This is a genomic window from Halanaerobium praevalens DSM 2228, assembly GCF_000165465.1.
GTDB classification, from domain to species: domain Bacteria; phylum Bacillota; class Halanaerobiia; order Halanaerobiales; family Halanaerobiaceae; genus Halanaerobium; species Halanaerobium praevalens.
Genome location: NC_017455.1, coordinates 463,379 through 476,635 on the forward strand (window position 1 = coordinate 463,379; position 13,257 = coordinate 476,635).

15 protein-coding genes are annotated in these 13,257 nt (G+C 29.1%); 13 read left to right on the forward strand and 2 right to left on the reverse strand.

The features are described 5' to 3' along the window. Positions 1 to 47: 47 nt before the first annotated feature. Positions 48 to 293 carry a hypothetical protein gene (locus HPRAE_RS02035; RefSeq protein ID WP_041606888.1) on the forward strand — a complete coding sequence of 82 codons (246 nt, stop codon included), beginning with the start codon at positions 48 to 50 and terminating at the stop codon, positions 291 to 293. A 58-nt stretch (positions 294 to 351) separates the two neighbouring features. Here the strand turns inward: HPRAE_RS02035 and HPRAE_RS02040 are convergent, their stop codons facing one another. Further along, the gene (locus tag HPRAE_RS02040) at positions 352 to 564 is read right to left on the reverse strand and encodes a DUF3006 domain-containing protein (protein ID WP_014552590.1); all 213 of its coding nucleotides are present in this window, start codon (positions 562 to 564) and stop codon (positions 352 to 354) included. A gap of 43 nt (positions 565 to 607) precedes the next feature. Beyond that, the gene (locus tag HPRAE_RS02045) at positions 608 to 1,705 is read right to left on the reverse strand and encodes a helix-hairpin-helix domain-containing protein (protein WP_014552591.1); all 1,098 of its coding nucleotides are present in this window, start codon (positions 1,703 to 1,705) and stop codon (positions 608 to 610) included. A 237-nt stretch (positions 1,706 to 1,942) separates the two neighbouring features. Between HPRAE_RS02045 and HPRAE_RS02050 the strand changes: the two genes are divergently transcribed. From HPRAE_RS02050 to HPRAE_RS02105, 12 genes are all read left to right on the forward strand, one after another. Then, positions 1,943 to 3,844 carry an LTA synthase family protein gene (locus HPRAE_RS02050; protein WP_014552592.1) on the forward strand — a complete coding sequence of 634 codons (1,902 nt, stop codon included), beginning with the start codon at positions 1,943 to 1,945 and terminating at the stop codon, positions 3,842 to 3,844. Positions 3,845 to 3,930: 86 nt separating this feature from the next. Next, the gene (locus tag HPRAE_RS02055) at positions 3,931 to 4,875 is read left to right on the forward strand and encodes a glycerophosphodiester phosphodiesterase family protein (RefSeq protein ID WP_245528273.1); all 945 of its coding nucleotides are present in this window, start codon (positions 3,931 to 3,933) and stop codon (positions 4,873 to 4,875) included. 124 nt (positions 4,876 to 4,999) lie between these two features. Continuing rightward, a complete protein-coding gene (locus tag HPRAE_RS02060) occupies positions 5,000 to 6,166 on the forward strand; it encodes an iron-containing alcohol dehydrogenase (protein ID WP_014552594.1) in 1,167 nt (388 codons plus the stop codon). A 16-nt stretch (positions 6,167 to 6,182) separates the two neighbouring features. Beyond that, positions 6,183 to 6,689, forward strand: a complete 507-nt coding sequence (locus HPRAE_RS02065) for a Na+/H+ antiporter subunit E (RefSeq protein ID WP_014552595.1) — start codon at positions 6,183 to 6,185, stop codon at positions 6,687 to 6,689. Beyond that, entirely contained in the window at positions 6,686 to 6,943 is a 258-nt protein-coding gene (locus HPRAE_RS02070) for an MrpF/PhaF family protein (RefSeq protein WP_014552596.1), read from the forward strand. Before HPRAE_RS02065 ends, HPRAE_RS02070 begins: the two co-directional genes overlap by 4 nt. Beyond that, a complete protein-coding gene (gene mnhG / locus HPRAE_RS02075) occupies positions 6,943 to 7,299 on the forward strand; it encodes a monovalent cation/H(+) antiporter subunit G (RefSeq protein WP_014552597.1) in 357 nt (118 codons plus the stop codon). Before HPRAE_RS02070 ends, mnhG begins: the two co-directional genes overlap by 1 nt. Next, entirely contained in the window at positions 7,283 to 7,528 is a 246-nt protein-coding gene (locus HPRAE_RS02080) for a Na(+)/H(+) antiporter subunit B (protein ID WP_014552598.1), read from the forward strand. Before mnhG ends, HPRAE_RS02080 begins: the two co-directional genes overlap by 17 nt. 14 nt (positions 7,529 to 7,542) lie before the next feature. After that, positions 7,543 to 8,271 (forward strand): hydrogen gas-evolving membrane-bound hydrogenase subunit E, encoded by a 729-nt coding sequence (mbhE, locus tag HPRAE_RS02085; RefSeq protein WP_245528274.1) that lies wholly within the window; start codon positions 7,543 to 7,545, stop codon positions 8,269 to 8,271. Further along, on the forward strand, positions 8,271 to 8,606 hold the full coding sequence (locus tag HPRAE_RS02090; protein WP_014552600.1) for a sodium:proton antiporter: 336 nt from the start codon (positions 8,271 to 8,273) through the stop codon (positions 8,604 to 8,606). Before mbhE ends, HPRAE_RS02090 begins: the two co-directional genes overlap by 1 nt. Further along, entirely contained in the window at positions 8,606 to 10,141 is a 1,536-nt protein-coding gene (locus HPRAE_RS02095; RefSeq protein WP_014552601.1) for a complex I subunit 5 family protein, read from the forward strand. The genes HPRAE_RS02090 and HPRAE_RS02095 overlap by 1 nt, the downstream gene beginning before the upstream one ends. Before the next feature lie 3 nt (positions 10,142 to 10,144). Beyond that, the gene (locus tag HPRAE_RS02100) at positions 10,145 to 11,677 is read left to right on the forward strand and encodes a complex I subunit 5 family protein (RefSeq protein WP_014552602.1); all 1,533 of its coding nucleotides are present in this window, start codon (positions 10,145 to 10,147) and stop codon (positions 11,675 to 11,677) included. Between the two features lie 3 nt (positions 11,678 to 11,680). Continuing rightward, on the forward strand, positions 11,681 to 13,222 hold the full coding sequence (locus tag HPRAE_RS02105) for a complex I subunit 5 family protein (protein ID WP_014552603.1): 1,542 nt from the start codon (positions 11,681 to 11,683) through the stop codon (positions 13,220 to 13,222). Positions 13,223 to 13,257 lie beyond the last annotated feature (35 nt).

The following is a 13,257-nucleotide window of genomic DNA, read 5'->3' on the forward strand; positions in this document are numbered from 1 at the left end:
CCCGCCTATTATCATAGGCGAGGCTTTCTCAGTTATAATTCGGTAATGTGGTCAATAAAGATGATGGTTCTTTATATTATGAATATAAAGTAGGCTGGCAGATAGGTTCAATTATTGCTGCTAAAAATAATGTTGGAGTAGTAAGTGCTGATATTAGGGCTAAATCTGATACAGGTGGCCATACTCTTAATTCTGTACCCGTATTTGCTTATGGTGAGGGAGCAGATGCTTTTAATGGAATGATGCAAAATACAGAATTCTCTCAACTTTTATTTGAAGCAATGAAACCCTAATTAAAGTTATAACTAAGTCTTTAAAGGGGGCAGTTTTTAAACTGCCCCCTTTAATTTATTATTTATTTTTTAATTTGTCTAGAAGATTAGACACTCTCTTTTTAGCCGCTTTAGTTTCTGTTTCTTTTAATTCAAATTTAACTTCTAAAATACTTCCCTCAGATATAGATTCTGGCAGTTTATTAGTTGCTATAGTAAATGATTCTTTTTCCTCTGGTCTAATTAAGAGTCTGGCTTTTTTTGCCTCAATTTTATCAACAGTTACTTTCATTAAATCATCCCTTTCAATTTTAAATTTAATTTAGTCAAATCAATTAAATAGTTATTTTATCTTGCCATTTTTTGAATTTAGTATTACTGATTCCTTTAACTTTTTTGATTTGTTCAATTTGAGTAAAAGGCCCATTTTGCTGTCGATATTTAATTATTTTAGCTGCTGTAGCTGGCCCAACTCCCCAGAGATTTGTTAAGTCTTGAACTGAAGCAGTATTAAGATTAATTAATTCTTTACTTGTTTTAACTTTTTTATTTATTTTTTGTTTACTGTTTTGATTTTGTATATTTTTTTTGATATTTTTTTCTACTTTGACTGTATAATTATTACCATTTGAAGTCAAAACTAGATTACCATTTAAATCATTGCGATATACTTTAGCATTTAATTTTTGATAAAGTTTTAAAACTTTAGCAGCTGGATGGCCATATTTATTATCTGCTCCAACTTGGATAACTACAAGTTCTGGCTCTAAGCTTTGAATTAAGGCTGGAAAGCTTGAACTTTTACTACCATGATGAGCTGCTTTAACTAAAGTTACTTTTAAATTTGGATAAGCTTTTAATAATTTTTTTTCAACTTCTTTTTCTATATCACCAGTAAAAAGAAATTTATGTTTACCAAATTCAAGTACAAAAACTAAAGAAGAATTATTTAAATCATAATTATTATTTTCTACTTCAGGGTGTAAAAATCTTAATTTAGTTTTACCAAGTTTAATTAAATCACCTTGGCGAGGAGTTTGAAAATCAATTTGATTTTGGTCAATTTTAAGTAAATAGTTTTCATAAGTTTTTGAGGTGTGTACTTTACCACTATCTAAGACTGTTTTTACTTCAAAGTTATCAATAACAGCCGCTAGTCCTCCAATATGATCTGCATGTGGATGAGTACTAACTAAATAATCTAATTTTTTAATATTTTGTTTTTTTAAATAGTCAATTAAGTTTTTAGTTATTTTATTTTTGCGATCACCACCATCAACTAGTATTTTTTGGCCAGCTGTTGCTTCAATTAAAATTGCATCTCCCTGGCCGACATCAATAAAGTGAATTTTTAAGTTTTGAGCTGTTGTGTTGAGGCTAAAACTTAAAAGTAAAATAATTAAAATTAAATAAATAAAATACTTTTTTTTCATTTTAAAATCCCTTTCAACTCGATTTTTTTTAAGCTTAGCTTTAATTTCTAGATTTTGGTTTAAAATCCTTTTTATTAATAAAAAATATCTAAAAAAATCTCAAAAAATAATTTTGTACTATTTTTCACTTAAAATAAAACCGAGCAATTTGGTGTTAAAAAATTACTTTTCATCAAGATAATAATCTGATATGATTAAAGCGAAACAAATTAAATTTTAGATACAGGAGGATTTCACTTGTTAAGTAATTTTGAATTAAAAAGGCGCTTAAATTATTTATCATTACTTTTTCTTTTTAGTTTTTTAATAAAGTATAATTATTTAATGCTTCAGATCTTTTATGTGCCTTCAATAACTGTTTTAATTATTAGAAATTTATTTTTTATAGCTTTTTATTTAAAATATATTGAGCCTCTGCTTATTTCTAAGAAAATAAGGCGGAGGTTGTTTTTCATATTTTTTCTTTTTAGTTTTTTCTTTATTGTTAATTATTGGTATAATCGTTATTTTGGTAATTTTTTAAGTATCAGTGATATTTTTTCTGGAGAAGGAACTGGCTCATTTTCAATGTATGAAGTTTTATTTATTCATATTTTTAAATTTAGAGATATTTTGATTATTTTAGACCTAGCCTTATTAGGTTTTTTTGGCTTTAATTCTTTAGCTGACTTAAAAAGCATTTCGAAGTTTAGAACTAATAATTATTTTGGGGCACGATTAAAATTAAAAAAAATTGGCTCTTTTAGTTTAATAATTTTAATTTTAGCTTTCCAATTTGTTTTTGGGAGTTTGCTTTTAGGAGCAAAAAGCCCAGCTGCTTTGTATCAATCAGGTAGTTCTTATATGGCTTCAGTTTATGGTATTTTTTCTTTATATACTTTTGAAAGTTATAGTTATTTAACAAGGGGAAAAAAGAAAGCAAAGCCTAAATTAGATAATATACCTTATTATAAAAAACAAAAACAGCTTAGTGGCACTCATCATTTAGATCAAGCTACAAATGTTATTTTAATCCAAGTTGAGTCACTTGATGCTAAAATTATTGATTATAGACAGCAGGGAAAAGAAATAACCCCCTTTTTAAATGACTTAAAAAAAGATAGTCTTTATTTTGAAAATTTTTATGCTCAAAAAGTTAATGGGAGTTTTGATGCTGATTTATCAACTTTAACTTCACTTTATCCAGTTAATAGAAGTTATGCTTTTAAGGATATTAATCTAGGTAATTTTCATTCTATAGCCAAAATGCTGAAACACAGAGGTTATCAGACTTTAGCTTTTCATAATAATAATCGTAACTTTTTTAATCGGGCTGAAGCTTATCCTGATTTAGGTTTTGATAGGTTTTATAGCCAAAGTGATTTTAAAGAAAAAATATATCAAGTTCCAGCAAAAAGATCTTTAGGAATTAATGATTATGATTTTTTTGCTAGTACAGCTGAGATTATTAAAGAAAAAGCAGCTAAAGATGAGCCGTTTTTTGCTTATTTAATTTCTTTAACCAGTCACACTCCTTTTAAATTTTATCCACAAACAGCAGTGGAAGATTTTGCTGAAGTTGACAATAATTTAGTTCAGAATTATTTTAAGTCGATTAATTTTTTAGATAAGTCACTGCAAAACTTTGTTAATAAATTAGAAAAAGCAGGTGTTTTAGATAATACCTTATTAGTAATTTATGCTGATCATGAATCTGAGATTGAGACTAATGAATATCAATCAGGTCGAGATTTTGTTCTTTGGCGTAATTTAAAAACACCTTATCATATTCCGTTATTTATCAAACACCCTAAGTTAGAAAATAAAGTTTCAAGTCGTGAAGGAACAACAACAGATATTAGCCCTACTATTTTGGATTTATTAGGTTTTAAAAATTTACCAGATCAGTTTGTAGGTAGTTCTTTGTATTTAGAAAGAGAAGACCCAATTTTATTTTTACATGAAACTCCAACTTTATTAAAAGATGGCCAATTATTTATTAAAGAATTAGAGCAGTTAATAAAAGTTGGGCATCTAAAAGATCAAAAAAAAGAGGTTGAGATTTCACCTCAAAAAATTAAAGAATTAAATGAAATAGTAACTTATATGCGGGAAATTTTTATTAGAAACCAAGGAGAAATTTTTGAGGAGGTGGAATAATTAAATATTTTTTAATTATTACAGCTATTATTTTTTTAGTGGCTCTGATTTATTTTGAATTTTATTATTTGATTAGACCGTCTCGTTTGGGTAAAAAAATTATTGAAAAATATAATCTTGATTATCCAATCTTAGTAGCTCACCGTGGTTCATCTTTTACTGCTCCAGAGTCAACAGCTCCCGCTATTAAACAGGCTATTAAAAGTGGAATTGATTATATTGAACTTGATTTACAGCAAACTCAAGATGGAGAGTTAGTTATTTTTCATGATACAAATTTACTGCGTCTAACTGATGCTAAAAGAGTTTTTCCGCAGAGAGAGAATTATGATTTACAAAATTTTAATTTAGCAGAATTAAAAAAATTAAATTATGGCAGCTGGTTTAATGTCAAAAATCCTGGGCGGGCACAAGCTGATTATAGTAATTTAGAAATTTTAACTTTAAGTGAAGTTTTAGCTTTAGTTAATCCAAGCAAAACAGGTGTTGGTTTAGCTTTAGAATTAAAAAGTCCTTATTTATATGAAGAGATTGAGGAAACTTTAGTGAAAGAATTAGCAGCTGCAAATGTTTTAGAAACTAAAAATAAAAAACCTAAAATTATTTTTCTTTCATTTTCACCTGCAAGTTTAAAAAAATTAGCTAAGCTGAGACCAGAGTCACCAAGACTTTTATTAACTAAAAGGAATTTTGTTTCGCCTAAACGCTGGCAAAGATGGCTTGATTTAACTGAAGAGATTGCAGATGGTATTGCTCCTAAGGGACATGTTAGTTTTCCCTGGTATATAGGGGCAGCTCACAAAAGAGATTTATTTGTTTTGCCTTATGTAATTAATCGCTCTTGGCAGCTTAAAATTATGTCTTGGTTTAGTGCTGATGGTTATATTACAGATCGCCCAAAGCTTTTAGCTAATTTTTATGATCGAGTCCAAGAAATAAGTGAAAGTGTAGAAGAATTAGGAGAAAATATTTTTGAAAATAAAGAGGAAAAATCTGAACAAGAATCTAAAAATAATAAAAAAGATAATTAAATAAGCTCAAATCTGGAATTTATTTAATAAATTATGATATAATTTGTTTGATAGAGTATTTATAGTTTAAAAATAAATTTAATTTAAATAGACTTAAAAAATAGTTAAGAGGGGGCTAATTAAAATGCAAAATTTTTCTTTTCAGAACACAACTAAAATTATTTTTGGCAAAGAGACTGAAAAAGAGGTAGGAAAATATACAGCTCAACACGGTTACAAAGTCTTAGTTCATTATGGTGGAGGTAGTATTAAAAAATATGGTACCTATACTAAAGTAATAAACTCTTTAGAAAAGGCTGGGATTGATTATGTTGAGCTGGGTGGAGTAGAACCAAACCCTAAATTAAGTTTAGTTCAAGCAGGAATAGAATTAGCCCGTAAAGAAAAGATAGATTTTATTTTGGCAGTTGGTGGAGGTAGTGTTATAGATTCAGCTAAGGCAATTTCAGTTGGCTATTTTTATGATGGGGATGTTTGGGACTTTTTCGAAGCTGAAGCTAAGATTACTGAGGCTCTTCCAATAGGAGTAGTCTTAACAATTCCAGCGGCTGGAAGTGAATCTAGTGGTAGTTCTGTGATAACTAAATTAGATGGAATGTATAAAAGAAGTATTGGTTCTAATTTAATCAGACCTAAATTTGCAATTTTAAATCCAGAGTTAACTTTTACTCTGCCTAATTATCAAACCGCTTGTGGAGCAGTAGATATTATGGCTCATATTATGGAAAGGTATTTTACAAATACTGAAGATGTAGAATTAACAGATCGCCTCGCTGAATCTGCCTTAAAAACAATTATTAAAAATACTCCTAAAGTGCTGGCAAATAATGAAGATTATGCAGCTAGAGCTGAAATTATGTGGACTGGAACTATAGCTCACAATGGTTTGCTGGGTACTGGACGCGAAGAAGATTGGGCTTCACATGGAATAGAACATGAGTTAAGTGGTATTTATGATGTTGCTCATGGAGCTGGTTTAGCTGTTATTTTTCCGGCCTGGATGAATTATGTTTATCAGCATGATCTAGAGCGTTTTGCTCAATTTGCACATCGAGTCTGGGATATTGAGCCTGACTTTAAAGATTTAGAACAAACAGCTTATCAGGGGATTAAAAAGACCAAAGAGTTCTTTAGTTCAATCGGAATGCCTGTTTCTTTAAAAGAACTTGAGATTCCTGAAGACCGTTTAGAAGAAATGGCCCAAAAAGCGACTGAAAATGGTGAAATTGGTAGTTTTGTTAATTTAGATACAAAAGCTGTTTTAGAAATATATCAAAATGCTTTAGACTAAAGTAGGGGGTTTTTAGATGCTGCAGAAGATTTCTGCCTTTATCTTTTTAATGATTGTCTGGTTTATTTTTGCTGGAAAAATAACAATAGATGTTTTGATTGTTGGCAGTGCAGCTGCATTATTAGTGACAATATTTTTTAGTGATATGTTATTTAGGGAAGTCCGGGGAAGACTTCCCTGGTATCATTATTTTAAAAAACTTATTCTTTTATTATTATTTATTCCCGTCTTTTTTTACGAAGCAATTACTGCTGCTCTTAAGGTTTCTAAACATGTATTTGAAAAAGATCCTTCTTTTAATCCAGGGATTGTTAAAGTTAAGACTAAATTAACTGATATTACTGGTTTGACTTTATTGGCTAATTTAATTACCTTAACTCCTGGAACTTTAACTTTAGATTATGATAGAGGAGAAAAAGCTTATTATATTCATTGGATTGATGTCGAAACAGTAGAAGAAGCTGAATTGAAAAAGAAAATTATCGCCCGTTTTGAAAGCTGGATTGGAGTGATTTTTAGATGATTATAGGTCTAGCCATTTTTTTTACTATACTTTCTTTAATTGTTTCTTATCGAGTTGTAATTGGACCTACAATTACAGATAGATTAATTGGAGCTGATACTATTGGTATTTTTATGTCAATAGTTATGTTAATGATTGCTTTAGAATATGATATTGCTTTATTAGTAGATATTGTTTTAGCTTATGCTGTTTTACTTTTTATTGATATGTTAATTTATGCTAAATATTTTGAGCACGGGGAGTTGTATAAGTAATGCCAATTAGATTAATTTTTTCTTATCTTTTAATTGGAACTGGAGCTGTTTTTGCAGTTGTAACAGTTTTGGGTTTAATTAGATTTCCTGATGTTTATACGAGAATTCATGCTGGAGCTGTAGTTTTAACTATGTCAGCTGTTTTAGTTACCATGGGTACTGCAATTTATGTCTGGGATTTTTTCTTAAGTGCCAAAATCTTATTGATTGGCTTTTTCTTCCTTTTTTCAAATCCAATGGCCACACATGCTATTGCTAGGGCTTCTTATAAAAGAAAAATAGCTTTACCACAAGAATATGAAATTGATGCTTATTCTGAATATTTAGGGAGAGATTCTGATGCTGGTCATTCTTGAAATATTTTTAGTTATATTTTTGATTTTTTCTGCTGTAATGGCTGTTTATTTTGATGAAGAATTAATTTCTATTATCTTTTTATCTATTTTTTCTTTGCTCTTGACAGCTCTTTATTTGTTACATAAAGCTGCTGATGTTGCTTTAGCAGAAGCTGTAATTGGAGCTGGTTTAAATACTGCAATTTTTATGAGTGCTATCAGTCAGATAAGACATGGTGATTCCGACTGAAAAGACAGCCGGAGGTGTTAATTTTGGATAAATTTAAAAAAAGAACTTTAACCATAGTGATTTTGTTCTTGCTTAGTTTTGCTTTTTATGAAAATTTTGCTTTGATTCCTGAATATAAAAGTTTGAATGAAGGTTTGTCTAACTATATTATTAAATCAGGGCTTAAAGATACAGGTTCTCTTAATTTAATTACAGCCATTCTTTATGATTATCGAGCTTTTGATTCTTTAGGAGAGAGTACAGTTATTTTTGGAGCAGTTAGTGGTATTGTTTTAATTTTATCTCGTAAAATGCTGCCTGTTTCTTCAAAAGGACTTTCTTTTATTGTTAAAAGAAGTTTAGGAATTTTAACTCCTTTTATTGCTCTGTTTGGATTTTATATCATTACACATGGCCATTTAACCCCAGGAGGAGGTTTTCAGGGAGGAGTAATTTTAGCTGCTATTTCAATTATTTTTAGTATTGTTTATGGTAGTGCTTTTGACTATCGTCGCTATAGTCCTCAAACTAAAACTGCTCTAGAAACTTTGGGAGCTCTGACCTTTTTGGCTATTGGTTTAGCTGGTATTGTTTTAGAAGGTTCATTTTTAGCTAATTTAGGTTTTTTAACTGCAGAAACTGGTAGTTTGATTTCTGCTGGGAGTATACCATATATTAATATCGGTGTTGGTTTTAAAGTTGGTGCTGGTTTGGCTATTATTTTTTATAGTATGATTCAAAAAACTTTTGAGGAGGATTTTTAATGTTTAGCAGCCTAGTTTTTATTATCCTCTTTATTTTAGGTTTTTATGCTTTGATTTTTAAGACAAATTTAATTAAAAATGTAATTGGTCTTAATTTAATGGAAGCAGCTGTCTTTTTTTGGGTAATTTCTTTTTCTGATATTGGTGGTGAGGTTGCGATTCATAAATTAGGAGAAGAGCTAGCTAATTTTAATGATCCCGTACCACAAGCTTTAACTTTGACAGGAATTGTAATTGGGGCCAGTACTGCTGCTTTGCTTTTAACCTTAATTATTGAATTAAATAAATTTACTGGCACAATTGATCGGGATCAAATAGAGGGGCTGAATGACTAATGAATTGGATGAATATTGAATTAATATTATTGGTTTTACTGCCTTTTATTACTGCTCTAGTTATTTATTTTAGCTCTGAAGAGAGAGAGAGATTAATAGGCTTTTTAGCAATTTTTGGAGCTGGGATTGAATTGGTTTTAATTTTGACACTTTTTATTTTTAATTTTGAGCTAATTAAAAACTCGAATTTTTTTCTGCAGTATACTTTTGGTTATTTAGGAACTCCATTTGTAATTAATTTTGCTTTAGATAATTTAAGTCTTTTATTTTCTATAATTGTTAGTGGAGCAGTATTTTTAATAACAATTTTTTCTACGCAGTACATAAAAAATAAGAAAAAAAGATATTTCATGTTATTTTTTCTAGTTTTAGCTGCTATTCAGGGGAGTATTTTAACTGCTGATCTTTTTACTTTATATTTATTTATCGAAGCAATTACAGTTTTTACTACTCCTTTAATTTCTTTTAAAAAGACTGAAGCTACAACTAGAGCAGCAGTTCAGTATTTATTTTATGGGATTACTGGGGGTATTTTCTTTTTCATTTCCATAATCTTAATTTATTTCAATTTAGGTACTTTAAAAATGGCAGCTGTTGCTAAATCTTTTACTAGTATTTCAACATCAATGCAGTTAATAATAATTATTTTCTTTTTATTAGCTTTATTAATAAAACTTGGAATTTTCCCTATTCATTTTTGGTTACCAAGGGCTCATAGTGCTTGTCCTGCTCCAATTAGTGCTCTGCTTTCTGGAGTTTTATTAAAAGTGTATCTTTATATTTTTATGCGCTTATTTTGGACTATGATTAATTTTGATTTTTTAGTTGAATTACATTTAAATAATTTTGTTCTAGATTTAGCTTTAGTTTCCAGTTTAATTGGTCATATTTTTGCTCTACAAGCTGATAATTTAAAGAAGATGTTAGCTTATTCAAGTATTGGTCATATTGGAATGATTTTGGCTGTATTAATGTTAAATACAGAAGCTGCTTTATATGGTGGTTTATTACATATTATAGCTCATCTTTTAATGAAATCTGCTTTATTTTTAACCAGTGGTTATTTACTCCGTACAACCTTATCCCAACATATAGATGATTTAAAAGGAATAGGTCATAAAAATAAATTGGTTTTTATAGCTTTTATTATTATTTGTTTAGGCACAATAGGGATGCCACCTTTGATTGGTTTTGTGAGTAAATGGTATGTTTTATTAGCTTTTTTAGAAGCACGGCACTTTTTTGGGGCTTTTGTAGTTGCAGCTGGTAGTTTAATTGCTTTAGTTTATTATTTACGTTACATTTCACAAGCTTATAGTAAAGTTAAAACAGATAATTTAAGTATTAAGACTGAATTGTTTGCTTTAAAGTACTTTTTGAAGCCAACTAATATAAAACAGAATGTAATTTATAGTTTTACTTTAATAATTATTTTTCTAGGTTTAACTTTCAAATTTTTTGAGATGCCTGTTAATACAGCAGTCTTTGAACTTTTAAATCCACAGAAATATATTGAGCTAGTTTTGGGAGGTTGATCGATGGATATTAAAATTTTATTTTTGATTTTAGTACCTTTGGCTACAGCTTTTTTAATTCCATTTATTGATTTAATAAATGCTAAATTAAGAAGATTTTTTGTTTTAGTCGGAATTTTACTAGAATCATATTTTATCATAAGTATTATAATTAATAATTTTACTGAAATTATGAGTGGTAATTTTTTCTTGAAATATTATTTGGGTGGTTGGCATCCACCTTTAGGTATTTCTCTAGCGATGGATGGTTTAAGTCTTTTATTTGTAGTGATTACTGCTCTTAGTTTATTTTTGATAGTTGTTTATTCTATTGGTTATATTGGGCACCATGAGGGCAAATATTATGTGCTTTATTTTTTAATTGCAGCAGCCTCTATGGGAGCTATTTTGACAGCTGATTTGTTTAATATTTATGTATTTATTGAAATGTTAACTATTACTTCTGGGGCTTTAATCGGTTTTAAAAGGAGCAAAGAAGCTAGTGCTGCAGCTATTAAATACCTGATTTATAATGTTTTAGCAGGTTTATTATTTTTTCTAGGAGTTTTATTAGTCTATTTTAATTTAGGTACTTTAAATATGGCTCAATTAGCTAATAATTTTGCTAGTTTGGAAGCTGGTAATCAACTTTTTATTACAGCTATTTTCTTAACGTCAATTTTAATTAAAATGGGTATTTTTCCCTTTATATTTTGGTTACCTAAAAGTTATGATTCTGCTCCTTCCCCAGTAACAGCAGTTTTGGCAGGGATTTTGTCAAAAGTATATTTATATATCTTTATCCGCATTTTTTGGACTGTAATTGGTTTTGAAACCCTTCAAAATTTAAATCTTAATATCTTTTTGCTTGATTTGGCTTTATTATCTTCTTTTTTAGGCCATGTATTTGCTTTACAGTCAAATAATATTAAGCGGCTTTTAGCTTATTCTAGTCTGGGCCATATTGGAATGATTTTAGCTGTATTGATGCTCAATACAGAAGCTGGTTTTTATGGAGGCTTGCTCCATATTATAAGTCATATGTTTATGAAAGCAGGGCTTTTTGTAGCTTGTGGCTATTTATTACAATATACTCGTACTCATGCTTATGAAGACTTTAAGGGAGTTGGAATCCGTAATCTATCAGTTTTTGTGGCTTTTATTATTTTGTTATTAAGCATGATTGGAATGCCCCCTTTATTAGGTTTTGCTAGTAAATGGTATGTTTTAATGGCCTTTTTAGAAGCTCGTAGTTATTTTGGAGCTTTTATAGTTATTTTTGGTAGTTTAACAGCAGTTATTTATTATCTACGTTATATAGCTAAAGGTTTTGAAGAAATTAAGATAACAGATGCTAGTTTAAAAGAAGAAATTTATAGTAGACCTTTACTTTCAGTTTTATACAGAGAAAAAATTGTAAGTTTTATAACTTATGCTTATACTGGTTTTATTATTTTATTTGGACTTGGTTTTAGATTTTTTGATTTACCACTTAGATTATCAATTAAAAGCATTATGAATGTACAGCGCTATATAGAATTAGTTTTAGGAGGTTAAATGATGGCTCTTATCTGGCAGCAGTTTTTGGCGAGTTTTCAATTCAATAGTTTTTTTCCACTCTTAGCTGAGGTAGGAGTTATTTTAACTCTAATGACAGCTTTAGCAGCCTGGAATTATATTAATCAAAATAAGCTTTTATATTATCTTTTAAGCTTAGTTTATTTAGTAAGTACTGTAGTTGTTATTTTAACTAATGATTGGTTTTTCTTTCTTTTTGCTTGGGAAATGGTAACTTTAGCAACTACTTTTATGTTAGCTTGGAGTGATTGGAAACTTGTTAGACAGTATTTTGTAATTCAATTTAGTGGTAGTAGTATTTTACTTTTTGCAGCTTTAGCTGCAAATGCTTTTGGTTATACTAAAATTGGAGTTATTGATTCAGTTCCCTTACAATTTATTTTAATAATGGGAATTGGGATGAAAAGTGGTTTATTTTTATTTCATTTTTGGTTACCTCCAATTCATTCGGAAGCACCTGCACCTGTTAGTGCAATTTTATCAGGCTGGGTTGTTAAATTAGGTTATATATTTTTGCTTAAAATTATACCAATGGAAACAGGTAATACTTTTCTTTTTTTATTAGGTTTAGCTATGATTAGTTATGCAGGTTGGCAGGCCTTAAAATCAGCAGATCTTAAAATAATGTTAGCTTATTCTACAGTTAGCCAGCTGGGTTTTATTGCTTTGGCAATTGGAACTGGGGGTCAATATGCTTTTTATGGGGCAGTAGTTCATATTATAGCTCATGGTTTTGCCAAAACAACTTTATTTATTAGTAGTGGAATCTGGCAGCGTGAATATAAGACTAGAATTATTTATGAGTTTAAAGATGCTTTTGTCCGCAGGCCCATAACTTCTTTAGCAACTATTTTAAGTTTTTCTTCTTTAGCAGCAGTAGTCATGACTGCTGGTTATAATAGTAAGTATTTAATTAAGTCTGCTCAAAGTACTGGCTTTTTAACCAAGTTTGTATTCTTTTTATTAGGACTTTTAAGTTTTCTTTATGCAGCTCGAGTAATTTATTGGATTTTTATTAAAGATCAAGATTATAGTAATTTTATTTCTGATTTAAAAAAATCTTTAAATAATTATCAAATTTATGTTCAAGATATTTTAGCCTTATTAACGGGAATTGTTGGTATTATTGTAGTGGGGATTTGGCCTGAAATGCCTGGTGAAGTTTTAGCTTCTCTGGTTCAAAAAGATTTTCATCTGCTAAGTGGTTTAAGAGATAGTTTGCTTTATTTGGCTTTTGCTGCTTATTTATTTCAAAATAATAATGGTTTTTGGGTTAGTGCTCGGGCCAATATTTCACTTGAAGTCTATTTACAGGTCTTTTTAAACTTTATTTATGGTTTGAGTCGTAAAAGTATTAAATTAGATACTGAAAAAATATTTGAAACCTTTTTTTATAATGCTATTTTTAATGCTGCCAGTAAATTACATGCTTTTATCTATCAGGATTTCACTTTACAATTGATGTGGATACCGATTTTTTTAACTATTATTTTATTTTGGGATAAGATTTATAATTATTTTTAAATCTAAAGGCTTTTAATATAAATTTAGTTTTAAAT